Origin of the sequence: Microbacterium sp. K2 (assembly GCF_051365005.1) — a bacterium.
In the GTDB taxonomy this organism is placed as follows: Bacteria; Actinomycetota; Actinomycetes; order Actinomycetales; family Microbacteriaceae; genus Microbacterium; species Microbacterium foliorum_B.
Map to the genome: position 1 here is coordinate 2,600,747 of NZ_JBLWII010000001.1, position 22,196 is coordinate 2,622,942.

Here is a 22,196-nt window from a genome sequence, read left to right on the forward strand (position 1 = left end):
GCTGAGGGATGCCGGTATGCCTCGGCGGCCGGATCAGGCCCCTCGGGTAGAGTGGCCAGCGCCCGATCGGGCTCTTTGACCGCCGTACCGTAAGGCAGAATGTCCTCCTCTACCTCCGATCCGACGAGTGCTCCCGACGTCGCCCCCGACTCCGGGCAGCGTCCGCTTCGCATTCTGATCGGATGCGACACCTTCTGGCCCGACATCAACGGCGCCGCCCGCTTCGCCGAGCGCCTCGCAGCGGGACTCGTGCAGCGCGGTCATGACGTGCACGTCGTCGCACCGAACCAGGCCTACCGGCGGGCCGCACCGCGCACCGAGGTGATCGAGGGCGAGCCGATGACCCTGCACCGGCTGCCGTCGGTGCGCTGGGCGCCCCACGACTGGCTGCGCTTCGTCTGGCCGTGGCGCGTGAAGCACTACGCCCGCAAGATCTTCGACACCGTGCAGCCCGACGTCGTGCACATCCAGTCGCACATCGTGATCGGTCGTGGTCTCTCGCGCATCGCGCACGAGCGCGGCATCCCGGTGATCGCCACCAACCACGTGATGGCCGAGAACATCCTCGATCACACGACCATGCCGAAGTTCGTCGATGACCTCGTGCTGCGCTGGGCCTGGGGAGACGCGAAGCGCACCTTTGCCCTGACCCGCGCGATCACCACGCCGACGCGTCGCGCTGCCGACTTCCTCGAGCGCACGGTCGAGGTTCAGGGCGTCATCCCGGTCAGCTGCGGCATCGACCGCACGCAGTACACCCCGGTGATCGCTCCTCGCGACAAGAACCGCATCATCTTCGTCGGACGCCTGACCGCCGAGAAGCAGGTCGAGGTGATCCTCGAGGCGATGACGAAGCTCGATCCGGCGCTCGACGCGACCTTCGACATCGTCGGCGGCGGCGACCAGCGCAAGCAGCTCGAGAACCTGGCAGGTCAGCTGGGCCTCGCAGACCGCGTCACCTTCCACGGCCGCACGACGGATGAGCAGCTGCGTGCGCTGCTGTCGCGCGCCTCGGTGTTCACGATCGCGTCGATCGCCGAGCTTCAGTCGATCGCGACCATGGAGGCCATGGCCTCGGCGCTGCCGATCGTCGCAGCGGATGCCGTCGCCCTGCCGCACCTCGTGCACGACGGCGAGAACGGCCACCTGTTCGAGCCGGGCAACGCGGATGCCCTCGCCGCGCGACTGACCGACGTGCTCACTGCATCGCCGGGCGAGTACGCGCGGATGCAGCAGGCATCGCTCGACGGCGTCGCGATCCACGACATCAACCGCACGCTCGACACGTTCGAGGCGCTGTACCGCGACGAGCCGCTTCCCGAGTGACGACGCGCGTCATGCACATCGTCTTCTTCGGGGATCAGCACCTGGACTCGCTCGGTGGCGCTCAGGTGTCGATGCGGTTGCAGCGGGAGTTCCTCGAGCGCGCCGGCCACACGGTGACCGTCGTCGCGCCGAAGATGCACGGGGCGCGCGCCTCGCGCATCGCCGACCCGTCGAACATCGACCTGCCGTCCGTGCCGATCACCACCGACCGCGAGTACTCGATGAGCTGGCCCGGACGCGCCACCGACCGTGCGCTCGACCACGCTATGACGCACCGCCCGCCAGTCGACCTGGTGCACGTGCAGGCCGATTTCTGGGGCGCCTTCATCGGTCACCGGTATGCGGCTCGCCACGGCATCCCCGTGGTCCACACCATGCACAACCGCGTCGACGTCGGAATAGCCGCGGTCACGCCGCTGCACGGCGCGGTGCTCCGAGCGCTGAACCTCTGGCGCCGGCGCGCGCTGCGGGGCGTGGCGGACCAGGTGCGGGGGAGTGACGGATGGGCCTTTCTCCGTGGCATCGCGAGTGGTTCATCGGCGGTGACCGCCCCGTCGACGCATTTCGCACGCCGCCTCGAAGAGCACGGAGTCTTCAGCCCGGTCGACGTCGTATGGAACGGCATCGACGACGACGTACGCGAGGCGACACTCGCCGCCGCACCGACTGAGCGCGAGCCCGGGCGCCCCCGCTTCGTCTGGCTCGGACGCATGAGTCCTGAGAAGCGTCTGCTGCCGTTCCTCGAGGCCTTCGTCGAGTCGGGAGTCGAGGCCGACCTCGAGATCATCGGCGGCGGCGCCCAGCGCGCCGCCGCGGAGAAGATCGTCTCGGGGCAGTCGAACGTGCACTTCGCCGGCACGCTCAGCTACGCCGACACCCTCGCCCGCATAGCCGCCGCCGACGCACTCGTGCAGACATCGATCGGCTTCGAGACGCAGGGCATGACGCCGTTCGAGGCGGCCACCCTCGGCACGCCGTCGGTGATCAGCGATCCCGACATCGCTGCAGAGCTCGGCGGCGGACTCTGGGCCGTGCCCGGAGCCGCCGGCACCGAGGATCAGCGAAAGGCCGGCCTTGTCGAGACGCTGCGCCGCGCGGCATCCGACATCTCCGCCTCAATCGCGCCACAGCCGATGCGCGAAGTCTCGGAGTCGTTCCGGCAGTCGTCGCGCACCGCGGCGATGATCGAGGTCTACGAGCGCGTGCTCGCGGGCTGACCCTCTGGCTCAGAACCCGAGGTAGTAGAACACGTTCGACACCCACGCGACGAGGGTGCCGATGACCGTGCTGCCGCCCACGCCGATGGCGATCGCCGCGAGCAGATGAGGTGCCGGGCGTCGAAGCGCGATGATTCCGAGCAGCAGGCCAGCGCCTGCGCCTGCCAGCACGACCAGGTTCATGAGGTTCGACAGCAGCTCGACGACGCCGAAGCCTAGGCTCGCGTACAGGAACGGGGTGACGAGCTGCCAGAGCAGCCCGATCGCCACTGCGCTCGCAGCGACGATCAATGCCGTGCGGCCGAGGCCTCCGGAGCGCGGTGCGCCCTGTCCCGGTGCATGCGGGGGTGCCGCGACTCCATAGGGCTGGCCGGGTTGCGCGTAGGGCTGGCCGGGTTGCGCGTAGGGCTGGCCTGGCTGCGCGTACGGCTGGCCCGGCTGAGCGTAGGGCTGGCCCGGTTGCTGCGGCGGATACGGGATCTGCCCGTCGTGCTGCGGCCGGTCTGGATGCTGCTGCTGCTCGCTCATCGATTCTCCGGACGATCAGAAGGAAAGCGCGTAGAAGAGATTCGACGCCCACGAGACGACGATTCCGACGAGCTGCGACGCGGTGACGCCGATCGCGATGCCCGCGAGGACCTGCGGCCCTGGTCGCCGCACCGACATCAGGCCGAGGACGAGTCCCGCGACGGCGATGATCAGCATGAGCCCGTTGCTGACCGCTCCGAACACACCGATGGCCGAGGGGTCGCCCATCATCCGGTACATCAGCGGATACGACAGCGTGACGAGGAGTCCGAGCCCGAGCGAGATCACGGCGAGGAGGAAGGCGATACGACCGAGTCCTGAACTGCCCGAGGAGGCCGGACGCTGTTGCTCGGGGTACGGCTGCGCCGCATACGGCTGACCCGCGTACGCCTGCCCGCCGTAGGGCTGGCCGGTGTAGGGCTGCGACGGCTGCGACGGCTGCGACGGCTGCGACGGCTGGGCCGGCTGCGACGGATAGTGCGAGCCCGCGTAGTGCGGGGGAGTTCCGGACGGTTGCGCGGGAGGCTGCTGAGGCTCGCTCATGCTCACGAGCGTAGCCGCGTGCGTCGTCGGATGGGGGAGATCGCTCACTCCGGGTCAGCGGTAGGCATGCCCGGCTTCCGCGCGGTCGAGGGCGTCTCTTTCGGCGACGCGTGTCCAGTCGGTGGGAATGCGTCGGTGTCCGTCGCGGCGGAGCTCGATGACGGTGGCGACGACGGCCCACACGGCGAGGGCGATGAGTGCGATGATGATGATCATGGCAGAAACGCTACGATCACTCTTGATCTGCCACGAGTGGCAGAATAGACTCTGCTCGTAGGAAAACTGCCAAACCAGGAGAGAGCCATGATGAAGACGGTCGCCTGCATCGTCCAAGACGGATTCGCGCCGTTCGAGTTCGGTCTCGCGTGCGAGGCCTTCGGCCTCGACCGGTCGAACGACGGTGTGCCGAACTTCGACTTCCGGGTCATCGCGCCGCACCCTGGCGTGGTGACGTCGAAACTGGGCTTCTCGATCAATGTCGAGCACGACCTGTCGTTCGCCTACGAGGCCGACCTCGTCGTGTTCTGCCCCGTGCCTCGTGAGTACTGGGGCCAGATTGATCCGCTGCTCCTCGATGTCGCCCGAGACGCGGTGGCGAGAGGCGCCTGGGTGCTCACGATCTGCAGCGCCTCGTTCATCCTCGGCGCCGCGGGTGTGCTCGACGGGCGTCGCGCGACCACTCACTGGATGTACTCCGAGGTGATGGCCGAGATGTATCCCGAGATCGACATCGACCCCGACGTGCTCTTCGTGCAGGACGATCGGATCATCACGAGCGCCGGCACCGCAGCCGGCATCGACGCCTGCCTGCACCTGCTGCGCATCGAGCTCGGTGCCGAACTCACCAATCGCATCGCCCGCCGCATGGTCGTTCCGCCGCAGCGCGACGGTGGCCAGGCGCAGTTCATCGATCGCCCCATTCCGGTCGCCCAGAACGACTCGCTCGCTGCCGTCGCCGATTGGGCGGTCGAGCACCTGCGCGACGATCTGGGCGTCGATCAGCTCGCGGCCTGCGCTCTCATGTCTCCCCGCACCTTCGCACGCCGATTCAAGGCCGAATACGGCGCGACTCCCGCGGCCTGGCTCGCGAGACAGCGCGTGCTGCACGCCCAGCGGATGCTCGAGCGCAGCGATCTGTCACTCGAACAGATCGCCGACGAGTGCGGCTTCGGATCGGCGGCCGTGCTGCGGCAGAACTTCTCGCGGGTGCTCGGCACCACCCCGACGGCCTACCGCGCGCGCTTCTCGTGTGCGGAGGATGCGGAGTCGTCGGCGGCCTGACCGCTTAGCGCTGATCGGCTCGGCCGCCCTGCGACTCGACGGCTCGGCCGCTCGGCGAGGGGCTCGGCGAGAAGCCCGGCGAGGCGCGATGCGCTCAGTGGTCCCAGTGCCCGGGGCTCGGGAGTGCGCGATAGTCGACGTCGACCCCGTCGGGGGTGACCGAGGCGGTGCAGTACAGCAGTGACTGGGTCGGATAGCCGTGCGGATGGTTGTCGCGGATGATCGCCCGATCGTCCTCGGGGTCGAGCCGAGCGGAAGAGGCGAGCAGCGTCGTCCACTCGCCTGACCAGTCGAGGCTGTCGCCGGTCGCGCCCAGAGCGCGGAACTCGGGCAGCCATGCAGCGATGCGCGGAGTGCCGAGGTCGTCGAGGTCATCGTGCGCGATCATGTGGATGCCGTCTGTGAGCGACGTCTCCCGCAGGTCCGCGCCGTCCCAACTCAGCACGCGCGCACCCTCGGGGCGCACCTCGAGCAGGTTGAACCCGTGCATGGGCAGCGGGGCGACCGGGGAGCGTCCCATGACCGATTCCAGGGCGAGCGAACCGCGCGACACTGCCACGTCGGCTGCGAGGTCGACGACGTCGGCGCGGTTGAGCAGCACTGCGAGTCGTCGCTCGGCGGGGTTCACCGCGAGCCAGGCGCCGCCTGCTCGCCGGTCGCGGATGCCGGAGACTTCGGGATACGCCTCAGGCCACCACTCGCCGAGGGCATCCCACTCGCGCTGCGGGTCTTCGTCTCGCACCGCGAGCAACCGCGCGGTCTCGGGTCCGGCCACATCGATCACCACGGTGCACACGGGCTTCAGTCTAGAAGCGGCCGAGCAGTCTCGGGCCCGAGGCGACGGATGCTGGGGCAGAATCGAACCGTGAACATCGTCGTCGGGGTTACGGGTGGCATCGCCGCATACAAGACAGTGCACCTGGTGCGTCTGCTGACCAAGGCGGGACACGATGTGACCGTCGTCCCGACCGAGGACGCACTGCGATTCGTCGGCACCCCGACCTGGGAGGCGCTCAGCCGGCATCCGGTCACGACCAGCGTGCACGACGACGTCGCGCGCGTGCGCCACGTCGCGCTCGGGCAGAACGCCGACCTCGTGGTGGTCGCCCCCGCGACGGCCAACTCGATCGCGAAGATCACGGCGGGCATCGCCGACGATCTGCTCGGCACAACGTTGCTCGCCACCGAGGCGCCGGTGCTGCTCGCGCCCGCCATGCACGCCGAGATGTGGCGCAACGCCGCCACGCAGGCGAACATCGCGACGCTGAGATCGCGTGGGGTGCACCTCGTCGGCCCGGCCGACGGGGAGCTCGCCGGTGGCGACAGTGGTCCCGGCCGCATGTCGGAACCGGAGCAGATCTTCGAGGCCGCCCTCGCCTTGCCGGCGCCGCGCGATCTCGAGGGGCTTCAGGTGGTCGTCTCGGCGGGTGGCACGCGCGAACCCATCGACCCGGTGCGGTTCCTCGGCAACCGGTCGAGTGGTCGGCAGGGCATCGCGCTCGCCGCGGATGCCGCCGCGCGCGGGGCGGACGTGACGGTGGTCGCCGCGAACATCTCGACCGATGTGCTCGCCGATGCGCGGCATCCGTCCATCCGGGTCGTCCCGGTCGGAACCGCGGCAGAGCTCGCCGACGCGATGAAGCAGGCAGCGCCGGCGGCCGACATCGTGATCATGGCCGCAGCCGTCGCCGACTACCGCCCCGCGACGGTGTCGGAGCACAAGCTCACGAAGGAGCAGGGCGTGCTGACGCATGTCGATCTGGTCGAGAACGAAGACGTGGTCGCTGCGCTCGCCGCATCCCGCGCCGATGGCCGCGCCCCGGAGGGCCAGACGATCGTCGCCTTCGCCGCCGAGACGTCGGAAGATCCTGCGGAGCGTCGGGAACGCGCTCGCCGCAAGCGTGAGCGCAAGGGCGTCGACCTGCTCGCCGTCAACCTCGCGAACGCCGAGCACGGGTTCGAGAAGCGAGACAACGCGGTCGAGATCGTAGGAGGGGGTGGCGCGGTCGTGTCATCCGCGTCAGGCTCTAAGCACGCGGTCGCACGAGCGATCCTGGATGCCGTGCGCAGTATGCGCTAAACTTGAGTCAAGTCCACTCAACTTTGCGGACCATGACAACAAGACAGTGATCAGAAGGAGTCTCCCCAGGAGGAACCCATGCCCAGCCCACAGAGCGCGCAGAACGACGACCAGCAGTCCGCCCTCGAGCAGTTCGGGATCAACCTCACCGACCGCGCCCGCCAGGGAAAACTCGACCCGGTGATCGGGCGCGACAGCGAGATCCGGCGCGTCAGCCAGGTGCTCACCCGTCGCACGAAGAACAACCCCGTGCTGATCGGCGAGCCCGGCGTCGGCAAGACGGCGGTCGTCGAAGGTCTGGCGCAGCGCATCGTCGCCGGCGACGTCGCCGAGTCCCTCAAGGACAAAGAGCTGGTGTCGCTCGACATCTCGGCCCTCGTCGCGGGTGCGATGTACCGCGGGCAGTTCGAGGAGCGGCTGAAGAGCGTGCTCAAGGAGATCACCGAGTCCGACGGGCAGATCATCACCTTCATCGACGAGCTGCACGTGCTGATGGGCGCGGGTGGCGGCGAAGGCTCGGTGGCCGCCTCGAACATGCTCAAGCCCATGCTCGCCAGGGGTGAGCTGCGTCTGATCGGCGCGACTACCCTCAACGAGTACCGCGAGTTCATCGAGAAGGATGCCGCTCTCGAACGTCGCTTCCAGCAGGTCTACGTCGGCGAGCCCACGGTCGAAGACACGATCGCGATCCTGCGCGGACTCAAGGGTCGCTACGAGGCGCACCACGGGGTGACGATCGCCGACAGCGCGCTGGTCGCCGCCGCCGCTCTGTCGAACCGCTACCTGCCCGCGCGGCAGCTGCCCGACAAGGCGATCGACCTGATCGACGAGTCGATGTCGCGGCTCAAGATGGAGATCGATTCGTCTCCCGTCGAGATCGACCAGCTCAAGCGCCAGGTCGACCGCATGAAGCTCGAGGAGCTCGCTCTCAAGCGCGAGAAGGATGCCGCATCGAAGGAACGACTCGCGGCTCTCCGTGAGCAGCTCGTGGGCATGGAGGCGCAGCTCGCCGAGCTCGAGGCCCGCTGGGCGCGCGAGCGCCAGGGCCTGAATCGGGTCGGCGAACTGAAGAAGCAGCTCGACGATGCGATCACGCAGCGCGACCTCGCGATGCGAGAGGCCGACTACACCCGTGCCTCGAAGCTCGAATACGAGACGATCAAGCGCCTCGAACGCGACATCGCCGAAGCCGAGCAGGCCGAGGCGACGGTCTCGACCGAGGGTCGCATGGTCAACGAGCAGGTCACGGATGAAGACATCGCCGCTGTGATCGCCGCGTGGACCGGCATCCCCGTCGGGCGCCTGCTGCAGGGCGAGAGCGAGCGTCTGCTGCACCTCGAATCCGAGCTCGGCAAGCGCCTCATCGGGCAGAAGGATGCCGTCAAGGCGGTGTCCGACGCAGTCCGTCGTTCGCGCGCGGGCATCAGCGACCCCGGTCGTCCGACCGGATCGTTCCTGTTCCTCGGCCCGACCGGTGTCGGAAAGACCGAGCTCGCGAAGGCCCTGGCCGACTTCCTCTTCGACGACGAGCGCGCCATGGTGCGCATCGACATGTCGGAGTACGGCGAGAAGCACTCGGTCTCGCGGCTCGTCGGCGCCCCTCCCGGATACGTCGGCTACGAGCAGGGGGGTCAGCTCACCGAGGCCGTGCGGCGGCGTCCGTACAGCGTCGTGCTGCTGGACGAGGTCGAGAAAGCGCACCCCGAGGTGTTCGACGTGCTGCTGCAGGTTCTCGACGACGGTCGTCTGACTGACGGCCAGGGTCGAACGGTCGACTTCACGAACGTCATCCTGATCCTGACCTCGAACCTCGGTTCGCCGATCCTCATCGACCCGACGCTGTCGCCCGATGAGAAGCGCGAGCAGGTGATGGCTCTCGTGCACCAGGCGTTCCGGCCCGAGTTCCTCAACCGTCTCGACGACATCGTGATGTTCTCGGCACTCAGTCAAGACGACCTGGCCCAGATCGTCGAGCTGTCGATCGATCAGCTGCACGACCGGCTGCGCGATCGTCGGCTCACCCTGGCGGTCACGCCGGATGCCCGATCGTGGCTCGCGGAACGCGGATACGACCCGATGTTCGGTGCTCGCCCGCTGCGACGTCTCATCCAGACCGAGGTGCAGAACAAGCTCGCCACCGCGCTGCTCTCGGGCGGCGTGCACGACGGTGACCTGGTCAGGGTCGATGTCGCGGTCGACGGCGCGGGGCTCGTGCTCACGTCCACGTCGCCCGAGCCCGAGCCCGACCTCGGGTCCGGTGACGACGACGAGGTGATCGAGGCCGAGCTGCTCGACGACTAGAGCCGGATACGACAAGAGGGGCGGATGCCATGGCATCCGCCCCTCTTGTGTGCTCCCTGACGGGAGCGACTGCAGCGTCAGGCGCTGTGTCAGGCGCTGAGGATGACGGTCTCGCCGATCGGGCGGCGGACGCGCGGTGCGGTCTCGCCCTGCTGGAGACCCTCGGGAAGACCGGAGGCGTCGCCGAGCTCGCCGACGGCGATCACGGTGATGGCGGAGAACCGCGGCGACAGGTCGGCGAATTCGCGGACGGCCTCGGGGTCGAAGCCGCTCATCTGGTGAACGAGGAGACCCTCGTGGTGGGCCTGCACCGAGAAGTGCGCCACGGCCTGGCCGAGGTCGTAGACCGCGTGGCTGATGGCCTTGCCGTCTTCGGACTCGGTCTCGGCGATCGCGACGACGAGAGCCGAGGCCCTGGAGGCCCAGAGCTGGTTGAACTCGACCAGGGAGTCGACGACCTGGTCGAACAGCGCGGTGCCGCGCCGAGCGACGATGAACCGCCACGGCTGCAGGTTGTAGGCCGACGGCGACCAGCGCGCGGCCTCGAGGGCGGCGTTCAGCTTGGCGTCGTCGATCGCGTTCTCCGCGTCGTAGGCGCGGGGGCTCCAGCGTCCGGCGAGAACGTCGAGCACGGGGTGCTCGGTGGGGGCGGTGCGGTCGATCACGGGAGTGCTCACGGAAGTGCCTTTCAGAAAGGAGTCGATCGGACTCCTTCGTCCGGGTACGAGGATCTCAACAGATGCATGTGAATGCATATTCCCGATGACGTTTCGTGACACAGGCACAACGCCGGAGACGGGGCGGACGGCTCAATCCAGCAGGTTGCGGGACGCGGCAGATGCCAGTGCACGGCGCACCGCGCGGATCGACGGGGCTGCGGCCGACACCCGCCGCGCCGACGAGAAGATCTCCCGACGGGGCTCATGGGGCAACGGCGTGAGCGCCACGGTGGGGGTCTCGCCTGCCCACACGAGCTCGGGCAGCAGGCCGACCGCGAGTCCTGCGCGGATGAGACGCACGTGCGCCGTGAGGTCGGCGACCTCGAAGCGCACATCGGGTTCGAAGCCGGCGGTGCGGCACAGCTGTTCGGCCCAGGCGCGCGACGCCGTGCCCGCGGGCTCGAGCACCCACGGCTCGTCCCTGGTCGACCACAGCGCGGCAGTGGCATCGGCAGCTGCGGCATCCGCGGTCTCGGGTGTTCCAGGGCGCCGGGCCAGCGCGATCGAGTCGTGCACGAGCACCACCCGGTCGAGGTCGGCATGGATCGGGCGGGTGCGCCCGGGATACTGCTCGGCGAGGATCAGGTCGAAGTCGCGGCTCGAGACGCCCACGAGCCCGGTCTCGGGGTCGCTCTCGGTGACCTCGACGCGGAGGGCCGGATGCTGCTCGCGCAGTGCGTTGAGCGCTCCGGGAAGCAGGGAGTGCGCCGTGGACTGGAAGACGGCGATGTGCACCGTTCCGGTCACCTCGGTCAGCGATTCGGCGACAGCGACCTCGGCGTGCTCGAGCTGATCGAGGATGCCGATGGCCTCCGCCACGAGCACGTTGCCCTGCGGGGTGAACTGCACCCCGCGCCCGACGCGGCGGAGCAGCGGGACTCCGACGTCTCGTTCGAGCGCGCTGAGCTGCTGAGACACCGAGGCCTTGCTGTACGAGAGGGCGTCGGCCACGGCCGAGAGGGTTCCTCGACGTGACAGTTCGACCAGCATCCGCAGTCGGTTGACGTCGAGCATCCGCTCCCTTTCCGGGTGGTCACCATCGTTCACCCTGGCTGAACAGAATGCGCACGAATCGGTTGATAGACGTAGCCTACTCGCGCGCCTGACAATGATCGAGCCGCACACGAACCCGGGTGTGCGATCCCCTGGAAGGTACCCCGATGACTGTCGCCGCCGACACCACCACCCCCGACGCCACACCCCTCGGCGCCGCACCCCGCACCGAAGAGGTCGCAGCTCTCGTGCAGCGCTGGCTCGCCGAGAGCGAGACCCACCCCGTCGAGCCCGCCGCCCAGCGCCTGTCGGAGGTGCTCAAGGACCCGAACGGGCTCGCGTTCACGGTCGGTTTCGTCGACGGCGTGATGCGTCCGGAAGACCTCAGCGTCGCCGGCCGTGCGCTCGCCGACCTCTCGGCGATCACCCCCTCGCTGCTGCCCGGATACCTGCGGGCCGCGATCAAGACCGGCGGGTTCTGGGCGCCGAAGCTCCCCGGCGTCGTGGTGCCGATCTCGCGCCGCGTGCTGCGTGCCATGGTCGGACACCTCGTGCTCGACGCGACCCCGTCGAAGCTCGGCCCCGCGATCGCGAAGCTGCGCAAGACCGGAAACCGCCTCAACCTCAACCTGCTCGGCGAGGCCGTGCTCGGCGAGCGCGAGGCCGGCCGCCGCCTGCAGGGCACCTACGACTTCCTCGCCCGCAAGGACGTCGACTACGTGTCGATCAAGGTCTCGAGCGTCGTCAGCCAGCTGTCGATGTGGTCGTTCGACGAGGCCGTCGCCGACGTGGTCGAGAAGCTCACCCCGCTCTACGAGCTCGCCGCGACGTCGGAGGCCGCAGGCAAGACCAAGTTCATCAACCTCGACATGGAGGAGTTCCGCGACCTCGACCTGACGATCGCGGCGTTCACCAGCATCCTCGACCAGCCGGGGCTGGAGAACCTCGAGGCAGGCATCGTGCTGCAGGCCTATCTGCCCGACGCGCTCGGCGCGATGCAGCAGCTGCAGGAGTGGGCCGCCGCTCGGCGTGCGAAGGGCGGAGCGCCGATCAAGGTCCGCGTCGTCAAGGGCGCGAACCTGGCGATGGAAGAGGTCGACTCGAAGGTGCACGGCTGGCCGCTGGCCACCTACGGCACCAAGCAGGACTCCGACACGAACTACAAGCGCGTGCTCGACTGGTCGATGACGCCGGAGCGACTGGATGCCGTGCGCATCGGCGTTGCCGGGCACAACCTCTTCGACATCGCCTACACGTGGCTGCTCGCGCAGGCGCGCGGAGTGACGGATGCCGTCGAATACGAGATGCTCCTCGGCATGGCGACCGGCCAGGCGGAGGCCGTCCGCAAGGACGTCGGCCAGCTGCTGCTCTACACGCCCGTGGTGAACCCGGCCGAGTTCGACGTGGCCATCGCCTACCTCGTGCGTCGCCTCGAAGAGAACGCGAGCCCCGAGAACTTCATGTCGGCCGTGTTCGAGCTGGCCTCCGACCCCGCGCTGCTCAGCCGTGAGCGCGAGCGCTTCGAGCGTTCGCTTGCCGGCCTCGAAGCCGACCGCGCGGTGCCCTCGTCGAACCGCGTGCAGGACCGTGCAGCCGAGGCAGCCGTCGGTGCGGGCGCGGCCGTCACCACCGGCTTCGAGAACCAGCCCGACAGCGACCCGGCGATCGCCGTGAACCGCACCTGGGGTCGTGAGATCCTGCAGCGCTCGGTCGATTCGACGCTGGGTCTCGACTCGATCGCTCTGGCCAAGGTCGAGACGACCGACGAGCTCGACGGGATCTTCGCCGCCGCATCCGCCGCCGCCGCTCGATGGGCAGCGCTTCCGGCCGCTGAGCGCGCCGCCGTGCTGCACCGCGCAGGCGACGAGCTCGCGGCCCGACGTGGACAGCTCATCGAGATCATGGCGCACGAGGCGGGCAAGACCATCGCCGAGGCCGACCCCGAGGTCTCGGAGGCGATCGACTTCGCGCACTACTACGCCGAGCGTGCCCTCGACCTCGAGAGCATCTCGGGCGCCGAGTTCGTGCCCTCGAAGGTGACCGTCGTCACCCCGCCGTGGAACTTCCCGGTCGCGATCCCCGCCGGTGGCGTGCTCGCGGGTCTCGCCTCGGGCTCCGGCGTGATCATCAAGCCGGCCAAGCTGACGCAGCGCTGCGGTGCGGTCATGGTCGAGGCGCTGTGGGCCGCGGGCGTTCCGCGCGACCTGCTCGCACTCGTCGATCTCGCGAACCGCGACCTCGGCACCCGCCTCGTCGCCAGCCCCGAGGTCGACCGCGTGATCCTCACCGGTGCGTATGAGACGGCGCAGCTGTTCCGCTCGTTCCGCTCCGACCTGCCGCTGCTCGCCGAGACGAGCGGCAAGAACGCGATCATCGTCACGCCGTCGGCCGACCTCGACCTCGCGGCCGCTGACGTCGCCCGCAGCGCCTTCGGGCACGCGGGGCAGAAGTGCTCGGCGGCATCCCTCGCGATCCTCGTCGGCTCGGTCGCCGACTCGCAGCGGTTCGAGCGTCAGCTCGTCGACGCGGTCACCTCGATGCGCGTCGGTCTGCCCGAAGACCCGTCGACGCAGATGGGACCGATCATCGAGCCGGCGAACGGCAAGCTGCTCACCGCACTCACGACCCTCGAGAAGGGCGAGCGCTGGCTCGTCGAGCCGAAGAAGCTCGACGACGAGGGCAGGCAGTGGACGCCGGGTGTCAAGATCGGCGTCGCCCCCGGGTCGACGACGCACCTGACCGAGTTCTTCGGACCGGTGCTCGGCATCATGCACGCCAAGGACCTCGACGAGGCGATCCGTCTGCAGAACGCGGTGGACTACGGCCTCACCGCCGGCATCCACTCACTCGACTCCGACGAGGTCGCCACCTGGCTCGACCGCGTCGAGGCCGGCAACCTCTACGTCAACCGCGGAATCACCGGCGCGATCGTGCAGCGCCAGCCGTTCGGCGGCTGGAAGCGGTCGGCAGTCGGCGCCGGTGCCAAGGCCGGTGGCCCGAACTACCTGTTCGGTCTCGGCGAGTGGACTCCTGCCGAGCTCCCCGCCGCGGCGCCCGGGGCTGCGGTGAACCCCTCGGTCGAGGCGGTGCTCAACGCGGCCGGCTCCGACCTCGGCGCCGTCGAGATCGAGTGGCTGCACCGCGCCGCCGCCTCCGACGAGCGCGCCTGGGTCGACGAGTTCGGCGCCGTGAGCGACAAGTCGGGTCTCGGCGTCGAGCGCAACGTGTTCCGCTACCGCCCGGTCGCCGTCGACGTGCGCATCGCCGAGGACGCACCGCTCGCCGACGGCATCCGCGTGATCGCCGCGGCCGTGCGCAGCGGCAGCCCGTTCACGGTGTCGGCATCCGCTCTGCCCTCGCGGGTCGAGAAGGCGCTGCGCGCCCAGGGCGTGACTCCGAAGATCGAGAATGACGCCGCCTGGGTCGAGCGCTACGCGAAGGCAGCGGCGAAGGCCGAGCACAGCTGGCAGCGCGTGCGCCTCGTCGGCGGCGATGCGTCTGCGCTGTTCGAGGCGCTCGGCGGGACTCCGGACGTCGCCGTCTGGTCGCACGCCGTCACGGGTGCCGGTCGCGTCGAGATGCTGCCGTTCCTGCACGAGCAGGCCGTGTCGATCACCAACCACCGGTTCGGCAACCCCACCACCCTGTCGGAGGGCCTGATCTGACCCTGGGCGTGATCATCTGAACGACGAGGCCCCACCCTGCAGATGTCTGCCGGGTGGGGCCTCGTCGTCGGAGTGGGCGTCAGGGACGCGGGGTTGTGATCAGCCCCGCAGCGCCTCGCCCAGCTTGACCCGGCTGCCCATGCGCAGCAGTGAGTTCTCGTAGATCTTCGCGCCGATCATGATCGCCGCGACGCAGCTGGCGAGCAGGATCACGAGGCTGAGCAGCGGCTCCCACCACTGCGCCTCGCCCACGAACAGTCGCATCGGCATGCCGACCGGAGCCGAGAACGGCACGTACGACATGATCGTCAGCACCAGCGGGTTGTCGTTGAAGAAGATGACCAGGATGTACGGCGCCATGATCAGCATCGTGATCGGGGTCGTGGTCGAGCCGATGTCCTCCTGGCGAGAGACCATCGAAGCGGCGGCGGCGAACAGCGCCGCGAGCAGGATGAACCCGAACAGGAAGAACACGGCGAACCAGATGATGGGGGCGCCGAGAGTCGACAGCACCTCGCGTTGACCGGTCGCTATGAGTCCTATCGTCGCGACCGCCGCCAGCGCCAGGATCTGCCCCATCGCGAGGATCGTGTTGCCGATCACCTTGCCGGCGAGCAGTGTGCGCGCCGAGATGGTCGACAGCAGGATCTCGACGACGCGGGTCTGCTTCTCTTCGACCACGCTCTGCGCGATCGTGCCGCCGAAGGTCGCAGCAGCGCCCATGAAGACGGCGCCGAACGCGATCGCGATGAAGTACCGCAGCAGCGGGTTCGTCGTCGCCGGTTCGAGGATCTCGACGTCCGGCGCCTGCGAGAGCGCAGACACGAGACTGGTCGGCGCGTCCTTGAGAGCGACGATCGTGACCCCGGTCGGGCCCTCGCCGGGGACGACCGCGGCATCGACCTTCTCCGAGCGCACGAGCTCTTCGGCTGCGGCCTCATCCGCCACCTCGGTGATTTCGATACCGGGCAGGGCAGACACTGCGGATGCCGTCTCCGAGGTCACGGCCACGGGCAGCGCATCGGTGTTCTTGCTCGCGAAGCCGCCGATCACGATGGCGGCGAGGGCGAGGATCAGCAGGATGCCGGTGGAGATCAGGAAGGCCTTGCTGCGGAGCTTCGATCCGATCTCGCGCTCGGCGACGAGCCAGATCAGCGATGCCTGCGACGGCGAGCCGGTGGTGTTCGAGGTGCTCACTGGATGACCTCCTTGAAGATCTGGGCGAGGGACGGATGCTTGGGCGCGAAGCTGGCGACATCGCCGCGTTCGACGGCGGTGCGCAGCACGCGCTGCGCGGTGTCGGCGTCTTCGGCGTCGAACAGGGCGTAGCCCCCCTCGAAGTCGACCACGGTGACGCCGGGCTCGGCTCGCAGCCACCCGGCATCCCCTGCGGAGATCAGCTCGTATCTGTTGCCGGCGTGCTGTGCCCGGAGACCGTCACGCGAGCCGGATGCGCGGATCGTGCCACCGGCGAGGATCACGAGGTCGTCGCAGAGTCGCTCGACCACATCGAGCTGGTGCGATGAGAACAGGATCGACGCGCCCTTGGCGGCCGATGACTGCAGCACCGAAGCGACCACATCGACCGCGAGCGGGTCGAGACCCGAGAACGGCTCGTCGAGGATCAGCACCTCGGGGTCGTGCACGAGGGCTGCCGCGATCTGCGCGCGCTGCTGGTTGCCGAGCGACAACGACTCGATCGTGTCGTTCAGACGCTCCTCGAGTCCGAGTTCGGTGAGCAGGGCGGTCGCGCGTGCCGCGGCATCCGTCTTGCTCATCCCGTGCAGCCGGGCGAGGTACACGATCTGCTCGAGCACCTTCATCTTCGGGTACAGGCCACGCTCTTCGGGCATGTACCCGAAGAGGCGGCGGTCTGCGCTGGTCAGGGCGACGCCGTCGAGCTCGACGCGTCCGCCGTCGGAGCCGAGCAGCCCGAGGACGATGCGCATGGTCGTGGTCTTGCCGGCGCCGTTGCCGCCGACGAACCCGGTGAGGCGCCCGGGGGACACCTCGAACGAGACGTCGTCGAGCACGCGCCGAGAGCCGTAGCTCTTGGTGATGCCGGTGAGTACGAGCTTTCCTGTGGTCATGACCTCACGCTATGGCGCGGTGCTCGGGCTCGGCATCCCCCCTGTGGCGGATCTGCGAGGGGGATCTGCGAGTGCCCCGCGCGGCCGGTCGTCAGCCGAACGGGGGAGAGCGGGGAAGCGCGCGGGGGAGAGCGAGGCGCTCAGCGCAGGAACAGCACCGAGAAGATCCCGAGCGCGAACGGAGCCATGGTCACGACGAAAGTGACTCCGAGGATGATCCCGACGATCAGCCAAGGGCTGCGGCGCTTGAGGCGTTGGCCGGGCGGGGCGACGCCGATGGGCGGAGGAGTCAGCATCCCCGTCGGAGCCGCGAACGGCAGTGCGGGTGCTCCGGCCGGGGCCGGCATCGGAGCCGGAGCCGGGCCGCCGTAGGCCGGGAGGGGCGGATGCTGGGCGGCGAGACGCAGCCGATCGTCGCGCCAGCGCGCCCACTGGTCGAGCTTGGTCAGCAGCGCCCCGACCGCGCCGAAGAGCCATGCCCAGGTCGCGGGGTCGAGCGTCGACAGGTTGCGGCGTGCGTAGAGGAAGAGCCAGTCGTCGACGATCTCGACGTCGAGCTGCGCCGCGTGGTCGATGAAGCGCGCCATGACGTCGGGGGTGAACAGATACAGTGCGTCGACCTCGTATCCGGTCGGGCAGTACAGCGAGAAGTACCTGTCGAAGTCGCCCTCGAGCGAGAGCCGCTGGTCGCTTCTGAACGCGGCTGCGAGCGTGCTGCCGAGGGTGTTGTTGCCGAGCGCGTCGAGCACGATGTTCGGCAGCGGCACGTCGAGCTTGACGGCGACATATCCCCAGCGGTGGGTCGTCGACTGCTTGCCGTTGCTGGTCGTGTACTGGTAGTTGCCGAACTCGACGAAGCGCGGTTCGGAGCCGCGCAGCACGTCGGTCGACATGCGGCTCGACCCCGATGAGAAGATCATGCCGGGCAGCGGCGGGTCGTCGATCCGCTCGATGTAGTTCATCGCGTTCGCCCCGGCGAAGCGCGCGAGGCGGAACCGGGTGAGATTGCGCAGGCGGATGCTGCGGCGCACGAGCATCACGATGCCGATGACGACGCCGGCGAGCAGCATCAGTCCGAGCAGAGCGGCGACTGCGACCCCCGTCTCGCGCCCGATCGCGTAGCCCAGACCCAGGATCATGATCCCGATCACCGGCACGACGCACAGCAGGGCGAACCCCGCGACCACCCACGCGACGATCCGGCCGGCCGTAGTGGGGTTGGCCGCGCGCTGCGCTCGAGCGAAGGCATCGACCTCGGCGGGGTTCACCGGGTCGAGCAGCGCGCGTGCGTCGAAGTATCCGGCTGGCGCGCCGGCGGACGGCGCAGGGGCGGGTGAGGGAACTGTCACGCGTCCACGGTAGCCGAGGGTGCTCCGTGCGGTGCCAGCGCCGTCGATGACGACGCGTGACCGGTGTCAGCGACGGCCGGCATGCAGCACCGTGCGCACGACGAGTCCAGCGACGAGAGCCCAGAAGGCGGCGCTGACTCCCAGCACCGCGATGCCGGATGCCGCGACCAGGAAGGTCACGACCGCGGGGATGCGCTCGCCCGGGTCGTCGATCGCCTGCTGCACGGAAGACCCGAAGGCGGCGAACAGCGCGAGCCCTGCCACCGCCGGGATCACCGCCTCGGGAGCCAGCAGCACCAGCGTGGCGAAGGCCGCCGAGAAGCCGCCGAGCACCAGGTACGAGAAGCCGGTCGAGACGCCGGCGACCCAGCGTCGCTTCGGATCAGGGTCGGCGTCGGGTGAGGCGGCGAGGGCTGCGCTGATCGCCGCCAGGTTGATGGCATGACCGCCGGCCGTCGCGCCGAGCGCTGTTCCGACACCCGTCACGAGCATCGCAGGGCGCCATGGCACCTCGTAGCCGAAGCTGCGCATGATGGCGATGCCCGGCACGTTCTGCGAGGCCATAGTGACGATGAACAGGGGCAGCGCGAGACCGACGAGAGCTCCGACCGTGAAGGTCGGGGCGGTGAGCTCGATCCGGGGCACGAGGAGACCGGCGTCGACGGCAGAGCGCTCCTGCAGCAGCGAGACCGCCACCACGACCGCTGCCGCGACGAAGGCGAGCGGCACGGCCCACCGCGGCGCGAGGCGTGCGAAGACCAGCCACGTCAGCACGACGGGAACCACGCCCCACGGGTTCGCCACGAGTCCGGTGATCGGCGCGAGACACAGAGGCAGAAGCACTCCGGCGAGCATCGCCTGTGCGATCGACGGGGGGATGCGGGCGATCAGCGCACCGAGCGCCGGCCAGAGTGCGGTGAGCAGGATCAGCGCGGCCGCGACCAGGAAAGCGCCGACGGCGGCTGACCATCCGCCGTCGACCACGCCGGTCGCGGCGAGGAGCGCGGCGCCGGGGGTCGACCAGGCGACGGTGATCGGCATCCGATACCGCCAGGCGAGCACGATGCAGGCGAGCCCCATCGTGAGGCTGACGGCGAGCAGCCCGCTGGCCGCCTGCGCAGGCGTGGCCCCCACGGCACCGAGGCCCGTGAGCACGACGGCGAACGAACTCGTGAATCCGACCAGTGCGGTGACCACCCCGGCCAGGATCGGTCGAGACAGAGGTGCGGCGGTGGTCATGGATCCGAGGGTATCGGGGTCGGCGTTACGTGAGTCCCATCCGGTGCGCGAGCACCACGGCCTGCACGCGATCACGCGCACCGAGCTTCTGCAGTATCCGCGAGACGTGGGTCTTCACGGTGGCCTCTCCGATGAACAGGGCGCCGGCGATCTCGGCGTTGCTGCGGGCGTCGGCCAGCAGCACCAGCACCTCGGCCTCGCGCTCGGTGAGCGGGTCGAGGAGCACGGTCGGGGCGACCTGTGACGGCGCGGCGGTTGGTGTCGATTCCCCGGCGGATGCCGGGCCGGGTGCCCGAGAGGATGCTGTCGTGAATCGAGCCAGCACCCGACGCGTGACCTCGGGCGCCAGCATCCCGTCGCCCGCTGCGAGAGCGCGGACCGCCGCGATGAGGTCCTCCGCGCCGGCGTTCTTGAGCAGGAACCCGCTCGCTCCGGCGTCCAGCGCCTGATAGAGGTAGTCGTCGCGATCGAACGTCGTCACTATCGCGATGGCCGCGCCGATCTGCGGGTCTGCGACGATCCGCCGGGTGGCTTCGATGCCGTCCATGTCGGGCATCTGCACGTCCATCGTGATGACGTCCGGGCGAAGAGCCGATGCCTGCGCCACCGCCTCGGCACCGGTCGCGGCCTCGCCGACCACCGTGATGTCGGGCTGGGTGTCGAGGATCGTCCGGAATCCGGCACGCAGCATCGCGTGATCGTCGACGAGCAGGACTCGGATCGGCGCGTCGGTCTGGCTCATGAGGTGGTGCTCGTCTCGATCAGCGGCTCGGCTGGCTCGGCTGGCTCGGTCTGGTCGACGCCCTTGCCGGTCAGCGGAACGCGAGCCCGTACGCGCAGCCCTCCGGCCGGACGCGGCGCGATGTCGAGCGTGCCCCCGGATGCGGCGGCGCGCTCGCGCATGCCGAGTTGGCCGAGCCCGGGGCGCAGCACCGCCACTGCGCGGCCGGTGTTGACGATCTCGACCTCGACGCCGTCGTCGTCGTAGCGCACGCGCACATCGGCGGTGGCGCCGACGCCTGCGTGGCGGCGGGCGTTCGTGAGCGACTCCTGGGCGATGCGATACAGATTCACGGCGACGATCGAGGGCACGGGCACCGGCTCGCCGATCACGACGTAGTGCGTGGGCAGGCCCGCTTCCGTCGACGCCTCGACCAACGAGCGGATGTCGTCGAGCGTCACCGTCAATGCGACATCCGTCGTCTCGCCACCAGGGGTGCGGAGCGTCTCGAGCAGCTGCCGCAGCTCGTGGATCGCATCACGCGCCGATGCCTCGATCCCCGTGAGGATGCTCTTCGACTTCTCCGGATCCTGATCGATCACGAGCCGGGCGGCTCCCGCCTGCACGCCCATCACCGACACATGGTGGGCGACGACGTCGTGCAGCTCTCGGGCGATGCGCACGCGGTCGAGCGCGACGGCCTGGGCAGCGGTGACCTCGCGCTCCTTCTCGAGCTCGGCCGTGCGCTGCTCCAGCACCGCTCGCTCCTGTGCGGCGTGCCACGAGCGCTCGCCGAAGTAGTAGGCGCCGCCGAAGTACAGCACGTTCAGCAGCAGCTGGATGAGCATGAAGGCAAGGTAGGGCGAGAGGAGGCCCGCCGCGACCTCAGCCTTGTCGGCCTCTTCGATCGCCTGCCGGTACATCGTGATGATCAGCCACACGAACATGCCGACGATGATCGAGACGCGCACGATCATCGCTGCCCTGCGGTTATTCATCCACGCGCCGACCGTGTACAGCGACACGAACATGGCGATGTTGCCGACGTAGATCTCGGGCACCTGGAAAGAGATCGCGAGGAAGTACGCCACGGAGATGGCGATGGCGACCGGGGCGGGCCAGCGCCGACGCACCGCGAGGGGTGCCGTGACGGCCACCGCGTAGACCAATGCGGTCCACGGTTCTGCCCTGGTGTCGCCGTAGATCTCGGCCACCGTCGAGAGTGCGGCGCTCAGAACGGCGCCGACGAACATGACCGCAGCGAGCACGATATCGCCGCGCTGCTCGCGGACGCTGGGGATGCGAGTGAACGGCGCTGCAGGCATCCCCCCACCGTAGAGCCGGGGCGGACGCGGTGGCATCCCCCGCACGGGGGATCGTGTGCTCGCCGCGAAGACCTCTTGACGTGTTACTTGTATTTTGCAAGTGTGGGCGCATGAGCATCTTCATCACCTGCCCCGTCGAGAGCGTCGACCGGGCCACCGCCTTCTACACCGCTCTCGGCTGGACCCTCAATGCCGAGATGTCAGATCACAACGTGTCGTGCTTCGCGATCGCGCCCGAGCAGTACGTCATGCTCGGCAGCCGCGAGATGTATGCGAGCGTCGGCGGCACCGAGGACGTGATCGGTGGACCCGATACGCCGTCGAAGGTGACGGTCTCGTTCGATCTCGGCAGCCGCGAGGCCGTCGATGAGCTCGTCGAGCGTGCCGCTGCCGCCGGTGGCAGGATCGGCGACACCGACGACTACTCGTTCATGTATCAGCGCCAGTTCGACGACCCCGACGGGTATCACTACTCGCCGTTCTGGATGAAGTCGGATTCCGATCAGAACGCGTGAGCGACCTCGCTGCCGCCCTCGACATCGTCGGCGCCCGGTGGGCGCTGCTCATCGTCGAGCAGCTGCTCGCTGGGCCGCAGAGATACGGCGACCTGCAGCGTGAGCTCGGGGTGCCGACCAACATCCTCGCGACCCGTCTGCGCGAGCTCGAAGCGGCCGGGGTCTTGAGTCGACTGCCGCTGCGGCATAACACGCGTGCCTACGCGCTCACTGATCGTGGTCTCGCGCTGCGCGAGGCCATCGAGCAGCTCGGGCGCTGGGGCGCGGAAGGGTAGACGGCGCGACGGCATCACACGAGCGCATA

The 22,196-nt window shown here is 69.1% G+C and carries 20 protein-coding genes; 8 read left to right on the forward strand and 12 right to left on the reverse strand.

Annotated features, from left to right (window positions below):
* Positions 1-99: 99 nt before the first annotated feature.
* Both ACLKOY_RS12675 and ACLKOY_RS12680 read left to right on the forward strand, forming a co-directional pair.
* Positions 100-1,326, forward strand: a complete 1,227-nt coding sequence (locus ACLKOY_RS12675; RefSeq protein WP_363573768.1) for a glycosyltransferase — start codon at positions 100-102, stop codon at positions 1,324-1,326.
* Complete coding sequence (locus ACLKOY_RS12680) at positions 1,323-2,543, forward strand: glycosyltransferase (RefSeq protein WP_436453919.1); 1,221 nt, start codon at positions 1,323-1,325, stop codon at positions 2,541-2,543. The genes ACLKOY_RS12675 and ACLKOY_RS12680 overlap by 4 nt, the downstream gene beginning before the upstream one ends.
* Before the next feature lie 9 nt (positions 2,544-2,552).
* Here ACLKOY_RS12680 and ACLKOY_RS12685 read toward each other — a convergent pair whose 3' ends face one another.
* Genes ACLKOY_RS12685 through ACLKOY_RS12695 form a run of 3 tightly spaced genes read right to left on the reverse strand, consistent with a single transcriptional unit; the run spans position 2,553 to position 3,830 of the window.
* Complete coding sequence (locus ACLKOY_RS12685; protein ID WP_436453920.1) at positions 2,553-3,071, reverse strand: hypothetical protein; 519 nt, start codon at positions 3,069-3,071, stop codon at positions 2,553-2,555.
* A gap of 15 nt (positions 3,072-3,086) precedes the next feature.
* Complete coding sequence (locus tag ACLKOY_RS12690) at positions 3,087-3,614, reverse strand: hypothetical protein (RefSeq protein ID WP_436453921.1); 528 nt, start codon at positions 3,612-3,614, stop codon at positions 3,087-3,089.
* A 54-nt stretch (positions 3,615-3,668) separates the two neighbouring features.
* Positions 3,669-3,830 (reverse strand): hypothetical protein, encoded by a 162-nt coding sequence (locus tag ACLKOY_RS12695; protein ID WP_363573776.1) that lies wholly within the window; start codon positions 3,828-3,830, stop codon positions 3,669-3,671.
* 90 nt (positions 3,831-3,920) lie between these two features.
* On the opposite strand from ACLKOY_RS12695, the gene ACLKOY_RS12700 reads away from it, so the two are divergent.
* Positions 3,921-4,895, forward strand: coding sequence for a GlxA family transcriptional regulator (locus ACLKOY_RS12700; RefSeq protein ID WP_436454128.1), 975 nt, complete (start codon positions 3,921-3,923; stop codon positions 4,893-4,895).
* A 94-nt stretch (positions 4,896-4,989) separates the two neighbouring features.
* Here ACLKOY_RS12700 and ACLKOY_RS12705 read toward each other — a convergent pair whose 3' ends face one another.
* Positions 4,990-5,691: an NRDE family protein gene (locus ACLKOY_RS12705; RefSeq protein ID WP_436453922.1), complete on the reverse strand. Its 702-nt coding sequence runs from the start codon at positions 5,689-5,691 to the stop codon at positions 4,990-4,992.
* Positions 5,692-5,760: 69 nt separating this feature from the next.
* Here ACLKOY_RS12705 and coaBC point away from each other — a divergent pair, with 69 nt between their 5' ends.
* Entirely contained in the window at positions 5,761-6,975 is a 1,215-nt protein-coding gene (gene coaBC / locus ACLKOY_RS12710; protein WP_436453923.1) for a bifunctional phosphopantothenoylcysteine decarboxylase/phosphopantothenate--cysteine ligase CoaBC, read from the forward strand.
* A gap of 78 nt (positions 6,976-7,053) precedes the next feature.
* Positions 7,054-9,276 (forward strand): ATP-dependent Clp protease ATP-binding subunit, encoded by a 2,223-nt coding sequence (locus ACLKOY_RS12715; RefSeq protein WP_436453924.1) that lies wholly within the window; start codon positions 7,054-7,056, stop codon positions 9,274-9,276.
* A gap of 89 nt (positions 9,277-9,365) precedes the next feature.
* Here ACLKOY_RS12715 and ACLKOY_RS12720 read toward each other — a convergent pair whose 3' ends face one another.
* Complete coding sequence (locus ACLKOY_RS12720; RefSeq protein WP_436453925.1) at positions 9,366-9,953, reverse strand: nitroreductase family protein; 588 nt, start codon at positions 9,951-9,953, stop codon at positions 9,366-9,368.
* A 132-nt stretch (positions 9,954-10,085) separates the two neighbouring features.
* Positions 10,086-11,009, reverse strand: a complete 924-nt coding sequence (locus ACLKOY_RS12725; RefSeq protein ID WP_436453927.1) for a LysR substrate-binding domain-containing protein — start codon at positions 11,007-11,009, stop codon at positions 10,086-10,088.
* A gap of 146 nt (positions 11,010-11,155) precedes the next feature.
* Here ACLKOY_RS12725 and ACLKOY_RS12730 point away from each other — a divergent pair, with 146 nt between their 5' ends.
* Entirely contained in the window at positions 11,156-14,653 is a 3,498-nt protein-coding gene (locus ACLKOY_RS12730) for a proline dehydrogenase family protein (protein ID WP_436453928.1), read from the forward strand.
* 99 nt (positions 14,654-14,752) lie between these two features.
* On the opposite strand, the gene ACLKOY_RS12735 is transcribed toward ACLKOY_RS12730, so the two are convergent.
* The 6 genes from ACLKOY_RS12735 to ACLKOY_RS12760 form a co-directional block, all read right to left on the reverse strand.
* A complete protein-coding gene (locus ACLKOY_RS12735) occupies positions 14,753-15,850 on the reverse strand; it encodes an ABC transporter permease (RefSeq protein ID WP_436453930.1) in 1,098 nt (365 codons plus the stop codon).
* Entirely contained in the window at positions 15,847-16,743 is an 897-nt protein-coding gene (locus ACLKOY_RS12740) for an ABC transporter ATP-binding protein (protein ID WP_436453932.1), read from the reverse strand. Before ACLKOY_RS12740 ends, ACLKOY_RS12735 begins: the two co-directional genes overlap by 4 nt.
* A 140-nt stretch (positions 16,744-16,883) precedes the next feature.
* Positions 16,884-18,092: a hypothetical protein gene (locus ACLKOY_RS12745; RefSeq protein WP_436453933.1), complete on the reverse strand. Its 1,209-nt coding sequence runs from the start codon at positions 18,090-18,092 to the stop codon at positions 16,884-16,886.
* Between the two features lie 66 nt (positions 18,093-18,158).
* Positions 18,159-19,331, reverse strand: coding sequence for a benzoate/H(+) symporter BenE family transporter (locus tag ACLKOY_RS12750; RefSeq protein ID WP_436453934.1), 1,173 nt, complete (start codon positions 19,329-19,331; stop codon positions 18,159-18,161).
* Positions 19,332-19,356: 25 nt separating this feature from the next.
* The gene (locus ACLKOY_RS12755) at positions 19,357-20,073 is read right to left on the reverse strand and encodes a response regulator (protein WP_436453935.1); all 717 of its coding nucleotides are present in this window, start codon (positions 20,071-20,073) and stop codon (positions 19,357-19,359) included.
* Complete coding sequence (locus ACLKOY_RS12760) at positions 20,070-21,377, reverse strand: sensor histidine kinase (RefSeq protein ID WP_436453936.1); 1,308 nt, start codon at positions 21,375-21,377, stop codon at positions 20,070-20,072. The genes ACLKOY_RS12755 and ACLKOY_RS12760 overlap by 4 nt, the downstream gene beginning before the upstream one ends.
* Positions 21,378-21,487: 110 nt before the next feature.
* Here ACLKOY_RS12760 and ACLKOY_RS12765 point away from each other — a divergent pair, with 110 nt between their 5' ends.
* Together ACLKOY_RS12765 and ACLKOY_RS12770 are read left to right on the forward strand one after the other, a co-directional pair.
* Positions 21,488-21,892, forward strand: coding sequence for a VOC family protein (locus tag ACLKOY_RS12765; protein ID WP_042541255.1), 405 nt, complete (start codon positions 21,488-21,490; stop codon positions 21,890-21,892).
* Complete coding sequence (locus ACLKOY_RS12770) at positions 21,889-22,167, forward strand: winged helix-turn-helix transcriptional regulator (protein WP_042541257.1); 279 nt, start codon at positions 21,889-21,891, stop codon at positions 22,165-22,167. Before ACLKOY_RS12765 ends, ACLKOY_RS12770 begins: the two co-directional genes overlap by 4 nt.
* Positions 22,168-22,196 lie beyond the last annotated feature (29 nt).

What these genes read in the sequence shown, in the direction of transcription:
- ACLKOY_RS12755 (WP_436453935.1), bottom strand. Translation starts at nt 20,073, where the DNA reads ATGAGCCAGACCGACGCGCCGATCCGAGTCCTGCTCGTCGACGATCAC.
- ACLKOY_RS12700 (WP_436454128.1), top strand. Translation starts at nt 3,921, where the DNA reads ATGAAGACGGTCGCCTGCATCGTCCAAGACGGATTCGCGCCGTTCGAG.
- ACLKOY_RS12695 (WP_363573776.1), bottom strand. Translation starts at nt 3,830, where the DNA reads ATGATCATCATCATCGCACTCATCGCCCTCGCCGTGTGGGCCGTCGTC.
- ACLKOY_RS12715 (WP_436453924.1), top strand. Translation starts at nt 7,054, where the DNA reads ATGCCCAGCCCACAGAGCGCGCAGAACGACGACCAGCAGTCCGCCCTC.
- ACLKOY_RS12730 (WP_436453928.1), top strand. Translation starts at nt 11,156, where the DNA reads ATGACTGTCGCCGCCGACACCACCACCCCCGACGCCACACCCCTCGGC.
- ACLKOY_RS12740 (WP_436453932.1), bottom strand. Translation starts at nt 16,743, where the DNA reads ATGACCACAGGAAAGCTCGTACTCACCGGCATCACCAAGAGCTACGGC.
- ACLKOY_RS12765 (WP_042541255.1), top strand. Translation starts at nt 21,488, where the DNA reads ATGAGCATCTTCATCACCTGCCCCGTCGAGAGCGTCGACCGGGCCACC.
- ACLKOY_RS12690 (WP_436453921.1), bottom strand. Translation starts at nt 3,614, where the DNA reads ATGAGCGAGCCTCAGCAGCCTCCCGCGCAACCGTCCGGAACTCCCCCG.
- ACLKOY_RS12760 (WP_436453936.1), bottom strand. Translation starts at nt 21,377, where the DNA reads ATGCCTGCAGCGCCGTTCACTCGCATCCCCAGCGTCCGCGAGCAGCGC.
- ACLKOY_RS12675 (WP_363573768.1), top strand. Translation starts at nt 100, where the DNA reads ATGTCCTCCTCTACCTCCGATCCGACGAGTGCTCCCGACGTCGCCCCC.
- ACLKOY_RS12750 (WP_436453934.1), bottom strand. Translation starts at nt 19,331, where the DNA reads ATGACCACCGCCGCACCTCTGTCTCGACCGATCCTGGCCGGGGTGGTC.
- ACLKOY_RS12725 (WP_436453927.1), bottom strand. Translation starts at nt 11,009, where the DNA reads ATGCTCGACGTCAACCGACTGCGGATGCTGGTCGAACTGTCACGTCGA.
- ACLKOY_RS12685 (WP_436453920.1), bottom strand. Translation starts at nt 3,071, where the DNA reads ATGAGCGAGCAGCAGCAGCATCCAGACCGGCCGCAGCACGACGGGCAG.